Annotated in this window: 24 protein-coding genes; 17 read left to right on the top strand and 7 right to left on the bottom strand. The window is 54.1% G+C overall.

Translation table 11 applies throughout. The features are described from left to right. Positions 1–42: 42 nt before the first annotated feature. Positions 43–1,017, bottom strand: coding sequence for a thioredoxin domain-containing protein (locus tag WCK51_12950; GenBank protein MEI7577794.1), 975 nt, complete (start codon positions 1,015–1,017; stop codon positions 43–45). A gap of 55 nt (positions 1,018–1,072) precedes the next feature. Here WCK51_12950 and WCK51_12945 point away from each other — a divergent pair, with 55 nt between their 5' ends. From WCK51_12945 to WCK51_12910, 8 genes are read left to right on the top strand one after another with little or no spacing between them, the layout of a single operon-like run. After that, positions 1,073–2,494 (top strand): phospholipid carrier-dependent glycosyltransferase, encoded by a 1,422-nt coding sequence (locus WCK51_12945; protein ID MEI7577793.1) that lies wholly within the window; start codon positions 1,073–1,075, stop codon positions 2,492–2,494. A 33-nt stretch (positions 2,495–2,527) separates the two neighbouring features. Further along, the gene (locus WCK51_12940) at positions 2,528–3,082 is read left to right on the top strand and encodes an RNA polymerase sigma factor (protein MEI7577792.1); all 555 of its coding nucleotides are present in this window, start codon (positions 2,528–2,530) and stop codon (positions 3,080–3,082) included. Beyond that, the gene (locus WCK51_12935) at positions 3,082–3,798 is read left to right on the top strand and encodes a hypothetical protein (GenBank protein MEI7577791.1); all 717 of its coding nucleotides are present in this window, start codon (positions 3,082–3,084) and stop codon (positions 3,796–3,798) included. The genes WCK51_12940 and WCK51_12935 overlap by 1 nt, the downstream gene beginning before the upstream one ends. A gap of 48 nt (positions 3,799–3,846) precedes the next feature. Then, positions 3,847–4,572 (top strand): ribosomal protein L7/L12, encoded by a 726-nt coding sequence (locus WCK51_12930; protein MEI7577790.1) that lies wholly within the window; start codon positions 3,847–3,849, stop codon positions 4,570–4,572. Between the two features lie 38 nt (positions 4,573–4,610). Beyond that, positions 4,611–5,345, top strand: coding sequence for a UMP kinase (gene pyrH / locus WCK51_12925; GenBank protein ID MEI7577789.1), 735 nt, complete (start codon positions 4,611–4,613; stop codon positions 5,343–5,345). Continuing rightward, positions 5,342–5,902: a ribosome recycling factor gene (frr, locus tag WCK51_12920; protein ID MEI7577788.1), complete on the top strand. Its 561-nt coding sequence runs from the start codon at positions 5,342–5,344 to the stop codon at positions 5,900–5,902. The genes pyrH and frr overlap by 4 nt, the downstream gene beginning before the upstream one ends. A 20-nt stretch (positions 5,903–5,922) precedes the next feature. After that, a complete protein-coding gene (gene uppS / locus WCK51_12915) occupies positions 5,923–6,669 on the top strand; it encodes a polyprenyl diphosphate synthase (GenBank protein ID MEI7577787.1) in 747 nt (248 codons plus the stop codon). 56 nt (positions 6,670–6,725) lie between these two features. After that, positions 6,726–6,998, top strand: coding sequence for a hypothetical protein (locus WCK51_12910; GenBank protein MEI7577786.1), 273 nt, complete (start codon positions 6,726–6,728; stop codon positions 6,996–6,998). Here the strand turns inward: WCK51_12910 and WCK51_12905 are convergent. From WCK51_12905 to WCK51_12895, 3 genes are all read right to left on the bottom strand, one after another. Continuing rightward, positions 6,995–7,345: a DUF423 domain-containing protein gene (locus tag WCK51_12905; GenBank protein ID MEI7577785.1), complete on the bottom strand. Its 351-nt coding sequence runs from the start codon at positions 7,343–7,345 to the stop codon at positions 6,995–6,997. The two genes, WCK51_12910 and WCK51_12905, sit on opposite strands and share 4 nt — an antisense overlap. 65 nt (positions 7,346–7,410) lie before the next feature. Continuing rightward, on the bottom strand, positions 7,411–8,634 hold the full coding sequence (locus WCK51_12900) for a hypothetical protein (protein MEI7577784.1): 1,224 nt from the start codon (positions 8,632–8,634) through the stop codon (positions 7,411–7,413). Positions 8,635–8,773: 139 nt separating this feature from the next. Next, the gene (locus tag WCK51_12895) at positions 8,774–9,178 is read right to left on the bottom strand and encodes a cytochrome c (protein ID MEI7577783.1); all 405 of its coding nucleotides are present in this window, start codon (positions 9,176–9,178) and stop codon (positions 8,774–8,776) included. Positions 9,179–9,290: 112 nt separating this feature from the next. Here WCK51_12895 and WCK51_12890 point away from each other — a divergent pair, with 112 nt between their 5' ends. The 9 genes from WCK51_12890 (at position 9,291) to WCK51_12850 (ending at position 18,706) form a co-directional block, all read left to right on the top strand. Next, on the top strand, positions 9,291–10,340 hold the full coding sequence (locus tag WCK51_12890; GenBank protein ID MEI7577782.1) for a 3-deoxy-7-phosphoheptulonate synthase: 1,050 nt from the start codon (positions 9,291–9,293) through the stop codon (positions 10,338–10,340). 63 nt (positions 10,341–10,403) lie between these two features. Further along, entirely contained in the window at positions 10,404–11,294 is an 891-nt protein-coding gene (locus WCK51_12885; protein MEI7577781.1) for a GAF domain-containing protein, read from the top strand. A 74-nt stretch (positions 11,295–11,368) separates the two neighbouring features. Then, positions 11,369–12,103 (top strand): hypothetical protein, encoded by a 735-nt coding sequence (locus WCK51_12880; GenBank protein ID MEI7577780.1) that lies wholly within the window; start codon positions 11,369–11,371, stop codon positions 12,101–12,103. Further along, a complete protein-coding gene (locus WCK51_12875) occupies positions 12,104–13,450 on the top strand; it encodes an MFS transporter (GenBank protein ID MEI7577779.1) in 1,347 nt (448 codons plus the stop codon). It begins immediately after the preceding gene. After that, positions 13,447–14,928: a hypothetical protein gene (locus tag WCK51_12870; protein ID MEI7577778.1), complete on the top strand. Its 1,482-nt coding sequence runs from the start codon at positions 13,447–13,449 to the stop codon at positions 14,926–14,928. Before WCK51_12875 ends, WCK51_12870 begins: the two co-directional genes overlap by 4 nt. A 19-nt stretch (positions 14,929–14,947) precedes the next feature. Beyond that, positions 14,948–16,468 (top strand): hypothetical protein, encoded by a 1,521-nt coding sequence (locus tag WCK51_12865; GenBank protein MEI7577777.1) that lies wholly within the window; start codon positions 14,948–14,950, stop codon positions 16,466–16,468. A 33-nt stretch (positions 16,469–16,501) separates the two neighbouring features. Continuing rightward, a complete protein-coding gene (locus WCK51_12860) occupies positions 16,502–17,485 on the top strand; it encodes an aldo/keto reductase (protein MEI7577776.1) in 984 nt (327 codons plus the stop codon). Positions 17,486–17,582: 97 nt separating this feature from the next. Further along, positions 17,583–18,038, top strand: coding sequence for a hypothetical protein (locus tag WCK51_12855; GenBank protein ID MEI7577775.1), 456 nt, complete (start codon positions 17,583–17,585; stop codon positions 18,036–18,038). Continuing rightward, positions 18,038–18,706, top strand: coding sequence for a hypothetical protein (locus tag WCK51_12850; protein ID MEI7577774.1), 669 nt, complete (start codon positions 18,038–18,040; stop codon positions 18,704–18,706). Before WCK51_12855 ends, WCK51_12850 begins: the two co-directional genes overlap by 1 nt. 8 nt (positions 18,707–18,714) lie before the next feature. On the opposite strand, the gene purB is transcribed toward WCK51_12850, so the two are convergent. The 3 genes from purB to WCK51_12835 are packed head-to-tail and all read right to left on the bottom strand — an operon-like array spanning position 18,715 to position 21,970. After that, positions 18,715–20,010, bottom strand: a complete 1,296-nt coding sequence (gene purB, locus WCK51_12845) for an adenylosuccinate lyase (protein ID MEI7577773.1) — start codon at positions 20,008–20,010, stop codon at positions 18,715–18,717. Beyond that, positions 20,003–20,965, bottom strand: coding sequence for a phytase (locus WCK51_12840; protein MEI7577772.1), 963 nt, complete (start codon positions 20,963–20,965; stop codon positions 20,003–20,005). The genes purB and WCK51_12840 overlap by 8 nt, the downstream gene beginning before the upstream one ends. Before the next feature lie 54 nt (positions 20,966–21,019). Beyond that, complete coding sequence (locus WCK51_12835) at positions 21,020–21,970, bottom strand: prepilin-type N-terminal cleavage/methylation domain-containing protein (protein MEI7577771.1); 951 nt, start codon at positions 21,968–21,970, stop codon at positions 21,020–21,022. Positions 21,971–21,995 lie beyond the last annotated feature (25 nt).

Here is a 21,995-nt window from a genome sequence, read left to right as displayed (position 1 = left end):
CCCCATGCAAACTTGCCTGGGGTTGCTTCGGCCCATGGTTGCTTACAGGGAGTTGACGAGTCCGTCCATCTTAGACATGAAGGTGCTTAGCCCACTCCAACCCAAGATTGATCCGACCTTAGTTCCGTCGGACTTAAGAACAAACACGTTCGGAATCGCCTCAACGCCGTATTTCTCTGCGAGCGCTGGATTCAGGTCGATATCGATTTGACAGAAGACGACTTTTTTGCCAAACGCTTTGAATTCCGGAGTGTCGAAGGCAGTTGCGGCCATCATCTTGCACGGCCCACACCAGCTCGCCATGAAGTCCACAAAGATTCCCTTGTTGGTCTTCTTAGCAATCATCATTGCCTCATCAAAGTCGTATACCCAGCGCGATCCGAAGAAGTCCTCGTAGGACATTTCCGTCGAGCCTGTAGGAGCCTTGAAGGCGAACAGAGTGTCTACCGCTGCGCCGTCGATCACAACGTTCTTGGCCGAGAAAACGAGTTGCTTAGGCTTTGACTGCCCTTTCGCCTCGGCCGTCAAGTTAGCCCTTCGTGCCACTCCGTCTGGCGAAACAAAGAAGGAAGTGGTTTTCTTTCCGGACTTGTCGAAAAACGCCTTGACTTCGTTGACTGGCTCGCCGCCAAGAGTTCTTGAACCGGCGTCGACAGTTTTCACAACTTTGGGAGCACTTCCAAAGAAACCACTGAACATCGCATACTGGTCCTCATTCAAAGTCACCTTCAGCTCTTCTGCGGTCTGGGGCTTCTTGTAGAAGACGTTGTCCTTTTTAGAGAAAACCGTGATGTTGGTCCCGTCGGCGACGATTGTTTCCTCGGTTGTCTCCAATCGAAGCGACGCAGGCTTCTTCATGTCGATCTTATAGCTGCTGGTGACACCGCCAACTTCGTTGATGGTGACCGTCGCCGAGACCGACTTCTTACCGGCCAGAGCCGTCTGCCAATCAGTAAAGCCCTTACTCGGAGTGTCCAGAAATCCCGCGATTGCGGAGAGCGCGATGAGTGTTGTCATGACCTTTTCCCTCGCTTGTGCAGTGAGTTAAAGCTATCATACACAGAGATTGCTCATGTCAGCGAAATTTGCGCGAATTTCCTTAGTCATTTTGATGGTCACCCACTTCTGCCTGGCGGCATGGTTCGCGATGATCACGCCGTACCGAACGGGCGGAATTCTTCAGACCCAGGGTGACGGTAAAGGCGGTCGCCAGCACGTCAGCGATGTTGGAGCACCGGATGAGAGACAGCACGCAAACTACATCCGACATCTGTTGACGAAGAACTCCTTGCCGATTCTTAAGCCTGGTTCCCCGGATTTGGGCGAGGAATACCAGAGTCATCAACCTCCACTGTACTATTCAGTCGCCAAGATAGTTGCCGAGGCCACTGGAAAGACCGACGTTGAGACATCGGAGTTTGGAAGAACAATTCGCTTGCTTAACTGCTTCATCGGCACGATCGGCGTCGCGGGAGTTTTCTTTGCTGGATTGTGGGGCTCAAAACGAGAAGAGATTGGGACCCTGGCAGCTTCCGTTGCATCCCTGTTGCCAATGAACGTGGCTCTGAGCGGTGCAATTTCGAACGACCCGCTACTTTTCACCTTTATGAGTTGGTCAGTAGCGTTCCTGCTCAAGGCTTGGACTACAACTGACGATCCGGATCAGGCTACTTCGGCACTTCAAAAGTGCGCGTTCCTGGTCGGTTTTGCCCTCTGTACTAAGACATCGGCCTTGATTGTCTTGATTCCTCATATCCTTGTTGCGCTCTGGTTTCTCCTGAACTCAGTCGGTTTGCCGACTGATACACCTAGACAGATGACACTACGAAAGGTCCACGTTGCCTTTTTAGCAATTCTTCCAATCTTGCTCGTTGTACGTTTTTGGCTTAGAAACCAAAATCTTTACGGCGACCCGCTGGCCCAAAAGGTCTTTCGGGAGGCGTTCCCCGGCTCCGCACAAAAGTCGCTTATGATTAGCATCATTGAAGCTGGACCTGGCGCGGGTTCGTCCGAAGTCCAGTATTGGATCAACTGGATTGGCTACTGGACCGCCCGTTCTTTCATCGGCGTCTTTGGCTATATGGACATCTGGTTCAACGAATCTGGAAATCCCTACGGAAAATCGCCTGACTTACTGTACAAAGCAATCATCCTTTTCAACTTCCTCGGCCTCGGCGGCGGAGTTCTGTGGCTACGTAAGAACTGGAACGAAAACAAACGACTCGGTGCGATCACCCTTGGCCTCATCGGCCTCACCCTTGCCCTGTTCGTGATGTTCAACAACACCTACTTCCAGGCCCAAGCCCGCTACCTCTTCCCTGCCCTCAGCGCATTCGCAACCCTGATGGCGATCGGTTGGGTGCACGTCTTCCGCAAATGGCAGATCGCTCTGGCCCTGGTAGTCATCATCTTCGGCGGCTTCACTGTCTACGCCGGAACCCAGCTTCCTGGCGAATTTGCCAAACGGATCCAAACGGAGTCACCTTCGCCGTAGTTTGCGCGTCAGAACAAGGTGATCGTGGTGTCGATGATCTATGAAGGTGCGGGAAGTTTCGACGAGGATACAATCCTCGTCGAGCGCTTCGTCGCCGGTGATCAAAGTGCCTTCGAGACCCTCTATTCGCGCTACTACACTCGCGTTTTCAACCTGGCCCGAGGCGTCCTGATCGACCCTGAAGAAGCCGCCGACGCGACGCAGGAAATCTTCGCGCTTGTCTACCGCAACCTGCCAAAGTTCAATCGCCAAAGCAAATTCAGCACCTGGCTCTTCCGAATCTCCGTCAACCGAGCGATCCAGGAGTCTAGAAAGCGAAGGTTCCGAAACAAGCCACTAGAACTTGACCAAGCCGCCGAACACCCGGCTCCGCCTCAAGGTGGCGAGGAGCCAGATCCACGCGTCCAGCTTGCCATGGAGAAGCTTGCCCCTCAAGATCGCGCAATCATCACCCTTTTCTACTGGCAAGAACTCAGCCTCCAAGAGATTGCCGACTCGATGGACATCAACCTCAACGCGGCGAAAACCCGCCTTTATAGAGCCAGAGAAAGATTCCGCCAATACTTTGAACAGGAGCCCGAACTCTGATGCAAATTCCACCAGATATCGACGAGCTCATGTGGGCCATCGCGGAGAATGACACCGTAGACGCCGTCCACGATTTCGAACACCGCTTCCCCAAGTACAAACAGGAACTGTTGCGGCGCATCAAAACCGTCCAAGCCCTTAAGGCTCAAGGAAAGAGCGTCCCCAGCCGCGAGATTCCCGTCTTCCAGGCAAGGCCAGTCAACATCGACCGCAAACCGATCCAATGGCTCGGCTACGCTGCCGTCTCGCTTGCCGTCATCTCAACGGCCGTACTCGCCGCGACCCGGAATCAACCCACTCCGGTTACCAAACCGGCTCCAGTCAATACGGAGCGCAAGTCACTCATGCCCGAGATGCCGGTGACGAACCCAACTCCCCCGGTTGCTCAGGCGACCCCACCCGTCGATCCGGCAAAGAACCCGCCGCCAAAACCCGTAGATAACTTCAAAAAGGCAGATCTCATCCTCGAAGTGTCAAAACTCCACGCGGCGATCCAGCTCATCGCAGCCGCTGGCGAAGTCACCGTCACAATCGCACCAGGGCTCGAGAACCCGGATGTCCAAGTTAACTTCACCCAGATGACCGCGATGGAGATGCTGAGCGCCCTCGGCAGGGACTACGCCTTTACGCCCGTGATCGACGGCGACAAGCACATCCTCATCCTGCCGGTTAAGGATGATAGCGAACCGTCCGATAAGAACGACGAACTCAACTAAACCCCTTGCCGGAATCGCGGGAATCAGCTATATTCACTGGACAAACCTATGCGAATCAAACGCACCTCCGACGTCATTGAACTCATTAGCGAACGCGCGTTCTACTTCTTCGGCGGTGGAATCGCTTGCGGAGCACTTGCCTTCCTCTTTCTGAAATACAAAGGCGACGGCATGTTTGTCGGGCTTGGTTCGGTTCTGGGTCTGGCAGCCGTCGGCCTCATTGGCTACGGAATCAAAGTCGCTCTTGGAACCCGCAAAGTCGCTTCCTTTTCGGTGGACTGCCCAATCTGTACGGAGAGAAACGAACTCGTTGCAAAACCCGAAAACGAGGACGTCACATGCGTTGCGTGCAATCACCTCATTCCTATCAAAGACAGCAAGGTTCTGCCAGTTGAGCAAGTCCGCTGCGGCTTCTGCAATTCCCTCAACTACTACTCAGAAAAAACTGAGCTCCTCATCTGCGAAACTTGTAACCACGAGATCCCCATTACCCAGGAAGAAGGCAAACCAACCAAGCAACTCCCTAAAGGCTACGCAGTGGTGGATGACAACCAAAGCTACGAGCTCGTTCTGATCGACGGCGGCAAGAAGGATGAAGAGATCATCAAAGTGCTCCAGCACATGCTGGCTTTGAACCGAAATCAGGTGAAAGATATGCTCGAAGAGACTCCCGTAACCCTGCTCCAGGGCATCCCTAGAATGAAGGCGGAAATGCTCGCCGCCCAAATCGGTAGCCATGGGGCAAAAGCCGAAATGCGGGTTCTGAGCCAGTAGTCTTTACAGGTAGGAGCGGCGGGTACACTCTCCGCATCTTGGCGAGCGGTAGACGACCCTTCAAACGCGCACTTATCAAACTCAGCGGCGAAGCCCTCGCTGGAGACCTCAAATTCGGTCTTGACCCCCACGTTCTGAACTACATCGCAAACGAAGTGGCTGCTGTTCACCGAGCCGGCATCGAAGCCGCAATCGTTGTCGGTGGAGGAAACTTCATCCGTGGCGAAACCTTTTCTGCTGAAGGAGGAATCGACCGTTCAGTCGCCGACCAAATGGGGATGCTCGGCACCCTCATGAACTCCCTCGGGTTACTTTCCGCTATTGAAAAGAAAGGCGTTGAAGTGCGCGTTCAAAGCGCAATCACCATCGCCGCAGTCGCCGAACCATTTATCAAACGACGCGCAATGCGCCACCTGCAAAAGGGTCGCATGGTCATCTTTGCGGCTGGAACAGGTAACCCGTACTTCTCTACCGACACCGCTGCTGTCCTGCGGGCACTGGAAATTGACGCCGACGTTATCGTCAAAGCCACCAAAGTCGACGGAGTCTACGACAGCGACCCGAAGAAGAATCCGAACGCCAAGCGGTACGACAAACTGAGCTACAACACTGCAATCCAGGATCGCCTCAAGGTCATGGACCAGACCGCATTCACGATGGCCGAGGAGCACAAACTCCCGCTCATCGTCCTCGATTTTCACAAACCAGGTGCCCTTCTCGACGCCCTCAGTGGCGGACCGACAGGGACCCTCGTAGGAGACGAACAATCATGAGCGTAAACGAAACCCTGCAGGAAGCAGAACACAAGATGCAACAGGCCCTTGAGGCCATGATCCACGACTTCGCGAGCTATCGCACCGGCCGCGCCTCCCCGGCGATTCTCGACCGTGTTCACGTCGAGTACTACGGAGTCGAAACTCCGATCACTCAAATCGCAAACGTCTCCGTTCCGGAAGCACGGCAACTCATGATCCAGCCATATGAGAAGAGCATGGTTGGCCCGATCGAAAAGGCGATTATGAAGAGCGACCTCGGAATCAACCCGAACAACGACGGCACCGGCATCCGCCTCATCTTCCCTGCCATGACCGAAGATCGCCGAAAGGACATGGTCAAACAAGTGCACGCCCGAACGGAACAGGGACGCGTCGCCATCCGAAACGTCCGCCGCGATGCAAACGACTCGATAAAAGGACTTGAGAAGAAAAAGGAGATCACCGAAGACGAGGTGAAAGGCGGCGAGGCGAAGGTCCAGAAGCTCACCGATACCTACATCGCAAAAGCCGATGATCTAGGCAAGAAGAAAGAAGAAGAACTGATGCAAGTCTAAAGCTGGGTTCCTACGAAGGTATGGATACCAAGCTTAAAAAGATTCAAGTTCAGGCGCAAGAGCAAGGGATTGACCTTGATGCTCTTCCCCACCATCTTGCTATCATCATGGATGGCAACGGTCGCTGGGCGAAGAAGAAGGGCTGGCAGCGACTTTTGGGTCACCGCGAAGGCTACAAGGCCTTACGCGGTGCTTTGCTGAACTCAAGCGACCTTGGGATCAAGTATCTTACGGTCTATGCCTTTTCTGCAGAGAACTGGCGCAGGCCCTCAGAAGAGGTCGAAGGGTTGATGACCCTAATCGAGAAAGCCACCCGAGAGGAGCTGAGGATTATGCACACGAATAATGTGCGTCTCAACTTCTCGGGCCGAATCGAAGAGCTCCCCGCCGGGCTGCGAGACGCTCTCGAAACCGGCATGGAGATGACCGCCAACAACACCGGCATCGTCTTCACCCTCGCCGTAAACTACGGCGGAAGGGCGGAAATCGTCGACGCCGTCAAAGATCTCATCGCCGCAGAGTTTGACCCGGAGGACATCACTGAAGAGCTGATCTCCGCTCACCTTTACAATCCCCACCAGCCCGATCCAGACCTCATGATCCGCACGGCTGGCGAGATGCGCTGGAGCAACTTCCTCCTTTTCCAAGGAGCCTATTGCGAGCTCTGGGTTACGCAAGATCCGTGGCCTGAATTCTCCAAGCAGCATCTTCTCGATGCCGTCAAAGAATTCCAGCGGCGCACCCGAAAGTTTGGCGCCGTGGTTTAGCCAAAGCAGTGAATGTGTCAACGGATGTCCATCACTGATACGTAGAACTAGGCAAGATGATCACAACGATGTTGCTCACTCTTGTCGTCACGAAAGTGAACGCCCAGTCCACAACCGGACTCGCGTACCCGAAGGGTCCCCGGCAGCACATCGCCGTCGTGGCCCAATCTGGTCGCCAAAGCGCGGTCACTGCACGTACTGGCTCCTATCCCAAGGACATCACCGCCAATCTGGCTCAACCTGCGATCGGAACTGCCGTCGCGAGTCAGAAGTTCAAGCCCAAAGGCGCCTATCCTAAAGACCCGCGAAACAACCTCGCCTGGCCCTAAGCCCGGCGTTCACCAAGTGCCAAACTGATCCAACCCAGGATCAGCGATAAACCTCCCAGTGGAGTGATGATTGCGAAAAACTTCACTCCGCTGAGCACATAGATGTAGAGCGAGCCGGCAAAGATGCACATTCCCACCAGCATCAGCCGCTTAGACCAAACTAATTTCTCGCTCAGCAATCCCAACATAAGCAAAACAGCTGAGTGAATCAAATGGTAGTGCGCCGCGGTTTTCCACGTTTCAAGAGCTTCTCCGGTGACGTGTGACTTCAAACCATGCGCGCCAAACGCCCCGAGCGCGACTGCAAGAGCCCCGCTAAGCGCAGCAACTTTCACCCACCGATTCATACATCAAGCATACTTGACCCACGAAAAGGCCCCCTGCCTCAAGTGAGTGCAGGGAGCCGCCAAGGTCAGCCTTTGATTGTCAGCGACTTTCCGTCGATGGTGGTCTGGACGGTGTTCCCTTTGAACTTTCCGTCAGGTGCGAGCATCTTTTGCTGCTCCTTCGTCAGGTCGTTGAACATCAGGTGCCCCTGCTTCTTATGAAGATCCCACTGCGCAGGAGTCATCGAGCCCATCAACTTCTTCATGCGCTCCCCGAGGTCTTTGAGCTGAGACGAGGCCTCGCGGTGCGCACGCTCGGCCTTGGTCATCTCTTCGCGGGCCTTCTCCATGTCTTTACGAGCTCGCTCCATATCGATTCTCGCTGCGCGAACATCAATTTCTCGAACCTTCTCCATGTCCTTTCGGGCTTTATCGAGCTCAGCTCGAGATGCTCGAATATCGACTTCGCGAACTCGCTCCACTTCTTTAAGCGACTTGCTGATCTCTTCTCGAGCAACCGCAAGATCCTTCTGCATCTTCGCCCGCTCTTCCTGACTCATCGGAGGAATCTCACGCAACTTTGCCAGGTCACCAAATGCATTCTGATCAAGTCGGAGTCTAAAACCTTCTGCACTCATCGGAGGCATCGCTCCCATAGGGGGCATCACAGCCATTCCAGGAACGGTGATCGAGTACGGTCGCTTTGGATCCAGAGGACGTGCAGGGATCGACCGACCGACTGCCATATCGGGCGCAATTGCATAAGACCGCCCTGCTCGGAAAACCAAAGTCTTCCCTCGCAAGCTCCAATAACCTCCAAAGACTTCTCCAATAGCGTCGAGAGCCTCGTAAAGAGGGACATTTTTGAGGGCCAAGGAGAGCCGACCTTTTGGCATTGAATCGCTTGATCCGGCAAAGTTCACGCCCTGTTTCGACAGCCATTTCAAAACGTCGGTCGCTGATGCGTCAACAAAAGCACAGGAAACGTCTTTCTTGAGTTCGGGAATCCGCCGAAGTTGATCTGAAGAAGGGTTTGTAGCGAATAGGTTACCGACAATCGGCAGTTCAGCTAGTCGGGGAACTTCAATCACCTCCGCCGGCCTGCTTGGTAAGTCGCGTGTCTGGACTTCCGTCAGCGGCAAAACACTCCCCGCCACTGCAGTTGAGCTCGTTCCTGCTCCTGCTCCTGCTCCTGCGCTGGTTCCCTGCTCATTGTTCTTGACCACAACATACTGCTTGTCGTGAATCAAATCGTCTTGCATGGCAATTGTCATGCTTGCTGCAAATAAGAGTCCGGAAAGGATCGGCATTGTGTTCTCCTGTTTCCAACGCAACGTTGGTTGATCGGTGTACGAACCATCGTTCTCCAGAAGTTCCCATAAGCAAGAGAAAAACAAAAAAGCTGTCGTTGACCTCGTCAACGACAGCTTTTTATCAAACTTGGAAGCCTTAGTGGCCGCCGCCAGTCGTCTTCGGTGGCTCACCGCCCGGTCGGCGTGCTGGTCGAGGGATCTTTGCTTCAACCCACTCCACAAACTTTGCCCGATCCTTATCGCCCATTGTTCCGTTGTTCTTGGGAGGCATTGCACCCTTCTTCACCTCGCGAGCCGAGTTGCGCCACATTCGGGCATTCTTCAACGCGTCTTCTTCGGTCATGTTGTCCGGAAACATCACATTGTGCTCCGCCTTATCCTTGTTATGGCAACTGATACAGTTCGCCTTAACGATTGGAATAATGTCCTTCTTGAAGTCGAGCTTCGTGGTTTTGACGGGTTCTTTGGGAGGGTCTTGGGCGAAGACCATACCTGCGAGCGCAACCACGGCTAGCGCGGGAATGAGGGCGACGGCTTTCATCACCAGGATTGTACGTCGAAAACCACCCGGGGTTCAACACAATTCTGCGCTAGGTTCAAATCGGATATAATCGAGCCTCCGAGCGAACGATGATGTTTGGGCGGCACCCACCATGCGCCTTACTGATGACCTCCGAATAACTGACGCCCGGCCAATGATTCCTCCGGCGATCCTGCATGAGGAGATGCCACTCACCAATGACATCGCGCGCCGAGTTGCAGACGCTCGAAACGCAGTCTCGGACACAATCCATGGACGGGACGACCGGTTAGTCGTCGTCGTCGGCCCATGCAGCGTCCACGACCCGAAAGCTGTTCTAGAATACGCCGAAAAACTGCTCCCGCACGCCTGTCGACTTGAAGACAAACTGATTGTCTTGATGCGGGCCTACTTTGAGAAACCGCGTACGAGCGTTGGATGGAAAGGTCTCATCAACGATCCTGACCTTGACGAAAGCTACCACGTCAACAAGGGACTCCGGCTTGCCCGCAAGCTCCTCCTCGATGTCAACGAACTTGGGCTTCCCACTGCCAGTGAATACCTCGATCTCCAACTGCCTCAGCACATCGCAGATGTCACAAGCTGGGTCGCAATCGGAGCCCGAACTACCGAAAGTCAGGTCCACCGCGAACTGAGCAGCGGTCTCTCGATGCCCGTTGGCTTCAAAAACACGACCGAAGGCAACGTCCAACGCGCCGTAGAAGCCGTCATCGCCGCCAAACAGTCACACTGGTTTCCCTCCATCACCAAACAAGGCGTTTCATCACTTTTTAAGACAAGCGGGAACGATGACTGCCACATTATCCTTCGCGGAGGAACCCAGACCGGAACCAACTTCGATCGAGACTCAGTCCAAGCTGCTCGGGAACTTCTCCTGAAGAACGAGCTTCCTGCTCGGTTAATGGTGGACTGCAGTCACGGCAACTCAAGCAAGGACCATCGCAATCAGGCTCTCGTCATCGACTCGATCCTCGACCAGCTTAAACAACCGGATCATGGGATTATGGGCGTGATGATCGAGAGCTTTTTGGTTGAAGGGGCGCAAAAGGTGGGCCCGAGCATGGTGTACGGTCAAAGCGTCACGGATGCCTGTATCGGGTTTGAAGAAACAGTTGCCTTGCTCGAAAAACTCGGCGCAGCAAACCTTAACAAGACTTCTTAGGCCTTTCTATCAAGATTCACCCTTTCGTGTACCGATATCTATACCTGGAGCAAGCCACTTCAGATGTCAGCGATCACTTCAAATCAATCCGCGTTTCAAAAGGCAAGTCGAGAGGTACTCAGTTACCTCGCTCATCGACACCCGATGTCGCTTTGGATGGTCACCCGTGCCAACGGGGACGAGTGGATCGTACTAGACTCAAACGATCGGTTGTATGGGGTCAAAGGGGGCCAAGTCTTCAAGTGGTCCGACAGTTTCTGCAGCCGTATGGTGAAGGGTGAGGGACCACGTATTGCACCTGACTCGAATCAAATCGAGGTTTACCGCTCCGCTCCTATTGGACAGCAAGTTGAAATTGCGGCCTACGTCGGCATTCCGCTTTATGATCACCACCAAGAGTTCTTCGGAACTCTCTGTGCCATTGATCCTTGTGTGCAAGACCAAGAACTCACACACAGCCTGCCAGAGCTTGAGCTGATCGCTTCACTTCTCATGCACGTTTACCAAGGTGAGGTGGAAAGGAGCCGCGTTGAAAGACGCAGTTTGGCACTAGCAAACGAATCTTGGACTGACACTCAAACTGGGGCTCACACGCTTCGCGCTTGGGAGTACGATATTCGGTCGGCTGATCTGGAAATTGCCGTTTCCGCTCACCCAGGAGGTGTCATTGTGATTCAGCATGAATTCGCGACCGCCGATGCGGCTGCATTTGTGGCAAACCTTCAGTCCAAGTTAGGACCATACAGCCGAATTTACAAAATGGGGATCCACGAGTTTGCCATTCTTATGTGCAATATTGGAGAGGTCAAGCAACATGCGGTGCTCACCCTTTTGCAGGGATACAATGAGAAGCTTTGCATTGGCTACCATTCTCGTCGTGCCGCGCAAAACTTCCTCGATTGCTATCAACTTGCCAAATCACTCGCACATTATTCGATGCAAGCTGCGGCTTAAGCCGATTTTGCGCCGTCTTTATCGCAGGGATTAACAAGCCCTAGGGTAGAGACTTGGAGAAATTTGACGTAATCATGCCGGCTGGGGGCCGGATTGACGACCACTTCGCGAGAGTCGCGCTGACGCCTTACAAGGCACTTATCAACGTGCAAGATTCGATGATTGGCTACAAAGTCATCGATGCTGTGCTAGGAAGCCAACGGGTGGGTCGCACGGTCCTGGTCGCTTCTCAAGAAGTCAAAGAAAAGCTCGGCGGACGATGCACTTCCGTGCTCAATGACACCGGGGATCTCACCAAAAACATCTCCATGGGTCTTCAAGAATTGAAGTCCCTGGGCAACATCTCTAATCGAGTTCTCATCGTCACTACCGATCTCCCTTACCTAGAAACTAAGGTGATAGATCAGTTCCTCGACCTCTGCCCTGATGTCGATCTTGCCGTCCCGCTCATCAGCAAAGATGAGTATCTCGACCGCTTTCCGTCAGCAACGGGAACCTTCGCCAAGCTGATCGACGGCGAATGGACAATCGGATGCGCCTACCTTTTCAAGCCGGACGTCTTCATCAAAGCCCTACCCAAGATCGAGAAAGTCGTCGCTAACCGAAAGAGCGTTCCCAAGCTCGCCGGAATCCTCGGACTCGGATTCCTTTGGAAAGTGATGACACGTTCCATCTCGGTCCCAGAAGTTGTCTCAAAGATCGAAGGAGTCATCGGTTGCAAGATAGCCGCGGTCAAAAACGGCCCTGCGGAACTTGCCTTCGACGTCGACGATATCCCAGATTACGAGTACGCTTTGCGGAACAAGTAAATGGAAACCCACTACCAGGTTCCGATTGAGGACGACTTAGGGCATCCGTCGCCGTATGGCGACCGCCCACTTACCCTGTCGGAGCATCTGACGATTGCGGCGTACTGGTTCGCAACAAACTTCCACTGGGGGGCACTCCTTCTCATACTCCTTCCAGGAGATATCCGGGTGCTCGCGCCAGATAACAAAGCAACCGTTTTGGGACTCGTCACGGGCCTCGGAGCGATCCCGGCCCTGATCGTCCCCCTAATCGCTGGAGCGCTCAGCGACCGCTGTACCCATCCATCTGGCCGACGAAAGCCGTTTCTGGCGAAAGGCATCGCGGTCAACATCCTCGGCCTAGTCATGATGGCCGCTACCGTGCAGATGCACAAACAGCTTCCCGTCCCGCTCGCTTTTTATCTTCTTGGCTACACCGTCGTCCAGATCGGGAACAACATCGCCTCGGGAGCCTTCATGGGCGTCATCCCGGATGTTGTGCCGGATAAAGAGCGCGGAAAAGCTTCGGGCTACATGGCGCTGATGACCCAATTCGGCACTTTATTCGGTGCCGTCGGTGCAGGAATGCTCCTAAAAGGAACCCTTGAGCGGTACTTCGCGGTTGCGCTGGTCCTAGTTCTGGTTGGGTTCTCAACACGAAAGATCAAAGAGTTCCATCAAACAGAATCCGAACCCATTGATTGGAACACCTACTGGCGGAGCATTTGGATCGATCCCAAGCAGTTCCCGGACTTCGCCTGGGTTTGGATTACTCGCTTCCTCGTCATGATGGGCTTCTACGCCATCATGCCATTCATCAACTACTACCTCGTCGACGTGGTCGGCGTGGCCCAGGACAAGGTGGACTCGACAGCACCGATGCTCCTTGGAGTAGTTTTGATCGTTTCTTCGGTGTCAGGCTACTACGGCGGAGCAATCAGCGACAAAATCGGTCGAAAAAAAGTCGTCTACATCGCGAACACGATCATCGCGATCGTCGCCCCTCTGTTCGTCCTCGCACACTCAATGCCTTTTGCCTTGCTAGTCGGCGCGCTGTTCGGTTTTGGCTACGGAGCCTATATCTCGGTCGACTACGCCCTTGGCACCGACGTTCTGCCCAGCAATACCGATGCCGGAAAAGACATGGCGGTCTGGCACATCGCGATGACTCTGCCCCAGTCAATCACCGCCCCCATCGCCGGAATCCTCATCAGCCTCCCCGGCAAAACCACGACTCCGGCGTTAGAAGTCGGCGGCGAAGCAATCTCTCACTATAAGCTCGCAGGCTACGCAATGGTCTTCATCCTCTGCTCGATCTGTTTCGCGCTGGGTGCCTATCTGCTCCGGAATGTGAAAGGCGTGAAATGAAGGGCTTTGCGGGCTTCTTCCTCACAACAATCGCCATCATCGGCTTCCTTTGCTGGTACTCCCAGTTCAACTACGATCTCGATAACTTCTATCACCTCGGTCACGCCAAGCTGTATTGGCAAAAGGGCCCCACTTTCCGCCCGTTTCCGTGGGCAACTTATAGCGTCATCAGCCAGCATAATAGTGACATGTGGTGGGGATTCCACCTCCTTCTAACTCCGCTTTGGGTTTTTAGAGCTCCCGTATGGGTGCTCGGTCTAGCTCCGGTTTTCCTGCTCACACTCCATGTACTTATCGCTCGCTGGGCACTAGTTCGGCTCAAAATTTCGCAGTGGTATGCGCTGGCCGTCCTGTTCGGGAGTCTTTCCTTCCTCACCCGTATGGACACCGTCCGCCCCCAAACCTTGTCATCCGTTCTCTTGCTGCTCATCTTTTCAGGTCTGGTAACAAACGGCCCGTGGGTAGCCATTCTGGGTTCCGCAGTTCTAGGTTTCGTGCACCCAACCCTCTCTTACATGGTCGTATTGGTTGCCCTGGCAACTGCCCTGACCCGGAGGATGATAAAACGGGAGTGGAACGCCTGGATCGAATTCTCCTGTGTACTCGTCGCGCTGAGCGTCGCCGTACTGCGCCCCGGAATCCCTGATGGATTAGCACTCCTCAAGGTGCAACTGATTGACCTCATGATGGCCAAAAAGGCCGGTGCAATCCACAATTTCGGCTCCGAGCTAGCTCCCGTGAACCCGTCCTACTTCGTGCGAGCGATGCTGGGTCCCACCATCATGTTCTGCGCCGCGCTCTTCTTTGCCCTACGATCGAAGCGAGAGAAAGACGGGCACGCCCTCGCATCTGGACTCCTGATTTCTCTCGGGGCAATCGGAATCTCAATGCTCATCACTCGCCGAGGGGTTGACCAATATGTGCCGTTCCTCATCACATCCGCGCTGCTCCTGATCCGACAAACCGGAGGGCTGAATCTGATCGCCGGGTTCCTTTTCGCCGGAAACTCACTCGTCTCGATCGGAGGCTTCGTGTGGCAGCATCACCTTCGGACCCACAAGCTCAACGCAACCGACTTCAAGGGTGCCAGCGAGTGGCTGATTGCAAACACCACAAAAGGCGAGATCGTAGGTCAAAGTATCTGGTCTGACTTCGGACCGATCTTCTTTTGGAACCAGCACAATTGCTTCTTCGGTGGCATGGACCCGATCTTCCAATACACATTCTCAAAAGAGAAGTATTGGGCGATGAGCCTAGGTGCCCCGCTCAGAATCCCCGGCGAAACCGGCACGAGCGACCCTAAAGAACAGAGAGACGAAAAGCCAATCTCCGAAGTCTTCCCAAAACTCTTCAACACACGATGGCTGATCGCCCACAAGTTCACGTATCGAGCCGTCTTAGATGCGCTTAAGGAAGATCCGAAGGCCAAACTTCGCTATGAGGACAACTACACAATGGTCTTCGAGTTCTTGCCTTGATGGCGTAAGATACGTGGTGATGATCTTCGCCGCATGTCTCATCACGTCTTGCGCCTTGCAACAAACCGCTTCATTACCGCCTAGAAAGGCACCGCTGGGCGCGAATGTAGAAGGCATCGCCGACTGGATGCGTTCGATGCCGTTTGCCGATGTCATGAAGTCCTCTCGCGCCTTTGGCAAGCCCGATCAGCCCTGGACGGCAATCTCAAACCTTGATGCTCAAGGTTGGCCAAAAGAGGATTTCGGCGTCGTTCTTTTTGCGGCACTCAACGGAGTCAAAGGCATGGGAGGCACATACAAGGTCTCGTTCAAATGCAGCGGCACACCGGAGATCAAAGCGGTTGCCAGCGCGGGAGCCATCACCAATCTCAAGAAGACCGGAGAAACCTGGACTGCCGACCTCACTCCTCCTAACGAATTTGAACAGCTGATGCTGAGCTTCACAAACACGCAAGGTGGAGTCCGTGATCTCAAGATCATGCGCCCAGGAACGCAGCCAACCGACACCTTCTACAAGCCCTTCGTCGACCATGTCCGCCGCTTTACCACGATTCGCTACATGGACTGGGGCAGTACCAACGGTAACCGCATCGAAAAGTGGGAAGATCGTCTGATCCCAACTTCGCCCAGCTTCGCTAATCCGAAAGGTGTGCCTTACGAAACAATGATCGATCTCTCAAACACGATCAAAGCGGACGCCTGGATCTGCGTTCCCGCACATGCGAACGATCAATTCGTCAAGAGCCTCGCCGATCTTTGCAAGAAGCGCCTCGACCCATCGCTCAAACTCTATGTCGAATACAGCAACGAGGTCTGGAACTGGGGCTTCGAACAAGCCACCTACAACAAAGACCGAGCAAACGCCGAAGCAGCGAAAGACCCCAAGATGAGCTGGGATGGACAGGGCTCTAACTGGACCTGGCCCGCCCGCCGGATCGGAAAGCGCATTGCCGAAATCTCCGACACCTTCAAAGCCGTTTACGGTCCCGACTTCAAAACTAAAGTGAGACCTGTATTGGCAACCCAAGTCGTCTGGCCCGAGAACTGGCTCTACGAGGGCATGAACTATATCGCTCACAACTATGCCAACCCCAGCGACGTGATCTACGCCATCGCCGGAGCCCCATACTTCAACGCTGAGGAAGTCAAGAAGAAGCCAAATGCCACTAAAGACGACGTTCTGGATGCTCTCGAAAGAGTGATCGACGAGATGCCGAAGTGGGCAAAGTTCAAAGAGCACCAAGAGATCATGAAGAAATACAACGTTAAATGGCTCTGCTACGAAGCTGGCCCCGATACCTTCGGTCCCGAACACATCCAGGCAAAGAAAGCATCTCAGCTGGATCCTCGCATGGAGCAACTCATGGCGAAATACTGGAAGACTTGGCGGTCCAGCGGCGGGGAACTAATGAACTACTTCATCGCCGGTGCTACAAACTACGACACTCAGTACGGCACCTGGGGTCTTACTGACGATCTCACGAAGACCAACACGCCAAAGATTCGGGCTGTAGATACCATCCTTAACGGAAAACTGTGATTTACCGTTACAGTGCCGCGTAAACTGCGGATGATGAAATACACGTCGCTAGGCCGCTCGGGCCTGCAAGTTTCGCGTCTGTGCCTCGGCACCATGAACTTCGGACCCCACGCAACCCCCGAAGAGAGCTACGCGATCATGGACCGCGCCCACGAGCATGGCATCAACTTCTTCGATACCGCCGACGTCTACGGCTGGCAAAAGGGAGAGGGTATCACCGAGAAGATCATCGGTGACTGGTTCGCTAAAGGCGGAAACCGCCGAGAAAAGACCGTAATCGCCACCAAGCTCTACGGCGACATGGGCAACGGGAACATGGACGGATGGCCAAACACCAACCGCGTCACCGCCCTCCACATCCGCCGCGCATGCGAAGGCTCTTTGACCCGCCTGAAGACGGATTACATCGACCTTTATCAGATGCACCACATCTACCGCGATACCCCGTGGGAAGAGGTCTGGGAAGCGTTCACCATTCTCAAGCAGCAAGGCAAAGTCTTGTACATCGGCTCCTCCAACTTCGCCGGGTGGCACATCGCCCAGGCGAATGAGAAAGCCAAAAGACGCGGCATCATGGGCCTCGTCTCCGAGCAATCCAAGTATTCCCTTCTCCAACGCGAAATCGAAATGGAAGTTGGACCCGCTGCCGAAGCCTACGGCGTAGGAGTCATTCCTTGGTCACCTCTTGCCAGCGGAGTCCTTGCCGGTGTCATGAAGGGCCAAGAAGGCGCTCGGCGCCACGGCGACTGGGTGAAGAAGCTCATTGAGGAAAAAGGAGATAAGCTCACCGCCTGGGAAGATCTCTGCGAATCCATCGGCGAACAACCCGCCGACGTAGCCCTCGCCTGGACCCTCTCGAAGTCGTTCGTCACCGCCCCAATCATCGGTCCCCGAACCCTCGAACAACTAGACGGTTCCCTTCGAGCCCTCGAAATCGAGATCACCACCGAGCTTAACGAGAAGATCGACGCCATCTTCCCAGCGTTCAAGACCTCACCAGAACACTACGCTTGGTAATTGCATACAGACTCCTCGATGCCTCGGGATCCTCGATCCCGGGGCTCACCGATCTTCTAGAAGGGCAACTCCTTGCTACGTTTGGTAACATTCACAAATGTTGCCGGTCATGCCGATCCGCGGAGACGGACTTGAGTTCACCTTCAAGATTTCCAATGATCAGACTAGTCTAAAGGTCTATGTTCGAAACACCTCTGGAATCCGGGCAGCGATCCTCGATCCCGTACGCGATCCGATGCGAGAGAGCTTTGAGCTAGTCGAAGCCGCTCCAGGCAAGACCCCACCAGATCGAATTGTTTGTCGCCTACCGGGCCTCTACTGTGATTCGATTAGGATTGAGAACGGAGCCGTCGCCCAAGTGACAAGCCAGTTTTCCTTTTTTGACAAGCAACCTGGCCTCTACTACGGCAAAGCTACTTTCTTCGACCCTAGGTACTCGGCTTGCTACCGTCAGGCCCAAGAACCAGTCCAACCCGTCGACATGCGGTCTGTTAGGTTCTTGGTTCGGGTCTATTCCTCCGGGAAATACAAGCTCCTAAAGATTGTTGACTGATGGCATCCGTATTCCCTAAACCCGTGGTCGCAACTTTCCCAAGTCACACTGGAAGACACGTGATCGGCGGCAAACCGTCTACGCCCGGAGCCGTCTGTCCCAACTGTGAGCTTCCGTTCACAAGATTCTTCTACCTTGACGTGACAGACCCAAATCTTGGCGATCATCAAACAAACCTTTCCGGTCTCGAGCTGCTGTACTGCTGGCAATGCCCAGTCGCCCAAAGTGAATTCTCCTACCAATTCGGCGAATTCAAACTCCTAAAATGTGCCACCGGGCCAAAAGAAGATGACTTCCCCTACGAAGACTATCCTCGCTGGTTCCCCGAAGCAAGAGTCGATTTCCAGCCAATGCCCGCTCAACTAGCGCACCAAATCGAGCAATACCAAGATCTTTCAGAAAATGAACCTGACCGCATAAACAAGTTCTTCACGTTCTCTGAACGAGATCACGTCTCCACACCAAGGCACCAACTTGGCGGAACCCCATTTCGATTTGAGAACTCGGTCCCTACCTGCCCACTTTGTTCTCGGCAAATGCAATTTCTCATGACAGTCGCCAACTCCTCAACGGATCCACCTGAGTTTGTAGGAAATGACTACGTCCAAGTGGTCTACCACCTCTGTGTGACATGTTCAGTCGTGACCGCAACCCATGAGTGCGACTAGCTGCTGTCTTACTGCGCTGCTCGAACCGCTTCCAAAGTGTGCTTCGCGTGACGCAAATGGTGCTCCAGCGAGAAGATGTGCTCGACTTCTTGCTTGGTTAAGTTCGCAACAACATCCTCATCCTGCTCAACCGAGGTCTTGAAATCCTTGCCTTCCCAGGCAAGAGCAGCGTTACGCTGAGCAACCTTGTAAGCCGCCGCCCGAGGCAGGCCCTTGCCAACGAGAGCCACCATCAGGTGCTCGCTGAACACCAGGTCACCCATCTTGCGAAGGTTCGCCGCCATCGTCTCCGGATACACGTTGAGCCCAGTCAGAATCCGCGCCATGCGGTTCAACATAAAGTCTGCCAAGTGGCAGGCATCCGGAAATACGATCCGCTCCAACGAAGAGTTCGTCAAATCGCGCTCGTGCCAAGTCGAAACGCTCTCCAGCATCGACAATGCATGACCCCGCAAAAGACGAGCAAGACCGACTACCGTCTCCGAGTTCCAAGGGTTCCGCTTATGCGGCATTGCACTCGAACCAGTCTGACCCGCCGCAAAGGCCTCTTGGACTTCAAGAATTTCGGTCCGCTGAAGGTTTCGAAGCTCAGTTGCAATTCGCTCCAGCCCCCCGCCCATCACGGCGAGAACGTTGATGAACTGCGAGTGCTTGTCGCGGTTGATAATCTGTGTCGAAGAAGGTTCTGCCTTCAGTCCAAGTCGAGCTAAAACCGACTTCTCCATTTCAGGAGAAACAACTGCGTGAATGCCGACCGCTCCACTGATCTTGCCGTAAGAAAGCTCCTCCTGGCAGGTCTTGATCCGCACAATGTTTCGATCCAATTCGGCTAGCCAGTTCGCGCACTTAAAGCCGAAGGTAATCGGTTCGGCGTGAATCCCGTGCGTTCGCCCGATTTGGGGAGTGTCAATATGCTCCTCCGCCAGTCGCTCAATCTGATCCCGAAGTCGGCCCGCCGATTCAAGAAGAACCGAGCAGGAATCGCGTAGCATCATTCCGAGCGCGGTATCAATCACGTCGTACGACGTAACCCCATAGTGAATCCATCGCCCCGCTGATCCAACATTCTCCTCAAGGCAGCGAACGAAAGCCACAAGGTCGTGCCTAGTCTCCAGCTCCAGTTCGTCACATCGAGCAATCGTAAAAGCCGACTTCTCGCGAATCTCGCGCATGTCGGCAGCAGGAACCACCCCCGCCTCCTGCCAACCCTCGCAGATCGCAACCTCAACTTCCTGCCACCTTTCGAACTTGGCCTGCTGGGACCAAATGTCGTTCATTGCGGCGGTAGAGTAGCGATCAATCACGCCCTATAGGGTACCTGCCAACCTGCTTTTTCACCCAGTCGAGCGGGATCAGGGCGAAGTTTTTGCCTTTGCTATTCATGGCTGCCATGAGGCGCACACCTGGTCGATCGATGATGTCGATACCATCCGTTTCATCAATTTCTGCAGAGAATCCGCCCCGAGGAATCCCACTTCGCTTATCGTAAAACCAGTAGTAGGATCGCTCCTTGCGCTGGTCAGTAGATACGAGTAGGTCACCCATGATTGCCAACCCCTCATGGTCGCCGAGATGCTGAGGGTTACGAATCAGCATCAGAGGTCGGTCTGCTGCCTCAGGTCGAGCATCATAAACCCAAATTCCGATTCCTTCGTCCGAGTAGAAGACCCGGCTTGTATCAGAATCAACGACAATCGACTCCGTTTCCTTCTTGCCGCTAAATGCTCCGAAACGTCGCACACTTTGAGCATCAACCTTCTTGGTCAACGGATTCCATTTCAGCTCCAGCTGCTCCAAGTGCCGCGAAGTGCCTCCGGCCTTGGGCGTTACGAACACAAATGACCGCCCCCCGTAGCTCCAAGTGGCGACACCCATCGGCGCCTTATCCTCCCCAGTCTCGGAGGCAAACACCTCCGTTGAGCCTGTAACATCAATGAAGATGTCCCCCGACCAGTTCACTTGAAAAATCTTCAGCCTGTTCCGTAACCGCTCCGTCACAACGGCTAAAGGTGATTTGCCAACTAAGGACTGCGACCCGTCGAAGACATCGACATTATTCGGCCGATCCAAAGGCGCCGACTTCGCAACAACTTTTCCGGAGAGATCGAATGCGTAAAGCGCACCTTGTCCCTCCTGCTTATCGGTCCCGATAAGCAGTGATTTGTCGGGCTGTGACGCATGATAGGCAAACGCCGGGTCGTCCGCGTCAAATTCAACGGACTGAGTAAAGAGAATTAGAGAGGCAAGTTGGTAAATCATAAACAGAAAACTGCTTGACCAAGCGGCCAAGCAGTTTGATTTTGAGCGAACGCCTTACTGAACTTCTAGTCCAGTGGCTGGGTTGATAACCGGAAGTCCGCCGAGTGAGTAAGCAGCCTTACCCCACATGTAGCGCTGTGGATTGAACGTTGCATTCGTTGGATGGAACTTTGCCGATGTATCGCACATCACGTAGTTGTTACCCTTGTCGAACCGGCCGGAGTTGGTAAATCGAAGGGTCAAATCGACTGGAGGTTGTCCAGCGACCACGCCGTTCTTACCTTCGCAACGATTCCACAACGTTGATGCCGTTGCCCAAGTAATAGCCTCCAACGGCAAGGCAGATGCAGCAGGAAGACTGGATCCTGAAAGAGCCAGCTGACCCCTTGCGGCAATACCGAAGGCTGGTCGGTACGTACGATATTCACCGTCGGTACCTCTCATGCACTCCTTCGATTCTGTCGCTGGCGCAACCACGATGGTTTGGCTGACGCCATCAATGGCGGTTGCATTAACTACGTTGGAAGTATCGGCAGTGGTTCGCTTGCGACCGATGATCGATTGGTTCGCTACATAGCTGATGCGACCGACCTGCTGGGTGTAGGTCGCGGGGTATGACGTAGGATAATCCGTTTGAATGCTCGGAATTCCGAAGCCGCGGTTGTTGTTGGTGTTGTTATACTGCGAAGGAGCCCAGCCGTTAATCTTACAGGCTGGAGAGACGAATAGTTGCTCGTTCTTTAGATAAGGTAGCAACATCCATGACCAGTGGGTTTCGAAGTTTGCGCTGTTGTTCTCGCGGTGATTCGACGGCATGAATGTGTCATCGTTGTCAGCGAGATAAATTTGAAGGGCAACTCCAATCTGCTTAGTGTTGCTTAGGTCAGCTGACTTCTTGGCCGCAAGTTTCGCCTGTGCGAAAACTGGGAAGAGGATGGCAGCGAGAATGGCGATGATGGCGATGACCACCAAGAGTTCGATCAGGGTAAATGCGCGTCGCGACATGACGCTGATATGAAACCTTACATAT

Source organism: Armatimonadota bacterium (genome assembly GCA_037138755.1).
Taxonomy (GTDB): domain Bacteria; phylum Armatimonadota; class Fimbriimonadia; order Fimbriimonadales; family Fimbriimonadaceae; genus Fimbriimonas.
This window is presented reverse-complemented; position numbering and strand designations above follow the sequence as displayed.

Excerpts from the sequence above, each read along its gene's own strand:
- WCK51_12945 (MEI7577793.1), top strand. The coding sequence starts at position 1,073 with ATGTCAGCGAAATTTGCGCGAATTTCCTTAGTCATTTTGATGGTCACC.
- uppS (MEI7577787.1), top strand. The coding sequence starts at position 5,923 with ATGGATACCAAGCTTAAAAAGATTCAAGTTCAGGCGCAAGAGCAAGGG.
- WCK51_12940 (MEI7577792.1), top strand. The coding sequence starts at position 2,528 with ATGATCTATGAAGGTGCGGGAAGTTTCGACGAGGATACAATCCTCGTC.
- WCK51_12860 (MEI7577776.1), top strand. The coding sequence starts at position 16,502 with ATGAAATACACGTCGCTAGGCCGCTCGGGCCTGCAAGTTTCGCGTCTG.
- frr (MEI7577788.1), top strand. The coding sequence starts at position 5,342 with ATGAGCGTAAACGAAACCCTGCAGGAAGCAGAACACAAGATGCAACAG.
- WCK51_12885 (MEI7577781.1), top strand. The coding sequence starts at position 10,404 with ATGTCAGCGATCACTTCAAATCAATCCGCGTTTCAAAAGGCAAGTCGA.
- WCK51_12835 (MEI7577771.1), bottom strand. The coding sequence starts at position 21,970 with ATGTCGCGACGCGCATTTACCCTGATCGAACTCTTGGTGGTCATCGCC.
- WCK51_12950 (MEI7577794.1), bottom strand. The coding sequence starts at position 1,017 with ATGACAACACTCATCGCGCTCTCCGCAATCGCGGGATTTCTGGACACT.
- WCK51_12875 (MEI7577779.1), top strand. The coding sequence starts at position 12,104 with ATGGAAACCCACTACCAGGTTCCGATTGAGGACGACTTAGGGCATCCG.
- WCK51_12910 (MEI7577786.1), top strand. The coding sequence starts at position 6,726 with ATGATCACAACGATGTTGCTCACTCTTGTCGTCACGAAAGTGAACGCC.
- WCK51_12930 (MEI7577790.1), top strand. The coding sequence starts at position 3,847 with ATGCGAATCAAACGCACCTCCGACGTCATTGAACTCATTAGCGAACGC.
- WCK51_12840 (MEI7577772.1), bottom strand. The coding sequence starts at position 20,965 with ATGATTTACCAACTTGCCTCTCTAATTCTCTTTACTCAGTCCGTTGAA.
- WCK51_12935 (MEI7577791.1), top strand. The coding sequence starts at position 3,082 with ATGCAAATTCCACCAGATATCGACGAGCTCATGTGGGCCATCGCGGAG.
- WCK51_12870 (MEI7577778.1), top strand. The coding sequence starts at position 13,447 with ATGAAGGGCTTTGCGGGCTTCTTCCTCACAACAATCGCCATCATCGGC.
- WCK51_12900 (MEI7577784.1), bottom strand. The coding sequence starts at position 8,634 with ATGCCGATCCTTTCCGGACTCTTATTTGCAGCAAGCATGACAATTGCC.
- WCK51_12890 (MEI7577782.1), top strand. The coding sequence starts at position 9,291 with ATGCGCCTTACTGATGACCTCCGAATAACTGACGCCCGGCCAATGATT.
- WCK51_12895 (MEI7577783.1), bottom strand. The coding sequence starts at position 9,178 with ATGAAAGCCGTCGCCCTCATTCCCGCGCTAGCCGTGGTTGCGCTCGCA.
- WCK51_12880 (MEI7577780.1), top strand. The coding sequence starts at position 11,369 with ATGCCGGCTGGGGGCCGGATTGACGACCACTTCGCGAGAGTCGCGCTG.
- WCK51_12865 (MEI7577777.1), top strand. The coding sequence starts at position 14,948 with ATGATCTTCGCCGCATGTCTCATCACGTCTTGCGCCTTGCAACAAACC.
- WCK51_12855 (MEI7577775.1), top strand. The coding sequence starts at position 17,583 with ATGTTGCCGGTCATGCCGATCCGCGGAGACGGACTTGAGTTCACCTTC.
- WCK51_12905 (MEI7577785.1), bottom strand. The coding sequence starts at position 7,345 with ATGAATCGGTGGGTGAAAGTTGCTGCGCTTAGCGGGGCTCTTGCAGTC.
- WCK51_12850 (MEI7577774.1), top strand. The coding sequence starts at position 18,038 with ATGGCATCCGTATTCCCTAAACCCGTGGTCGCAACTTTCCCAAGTCAC.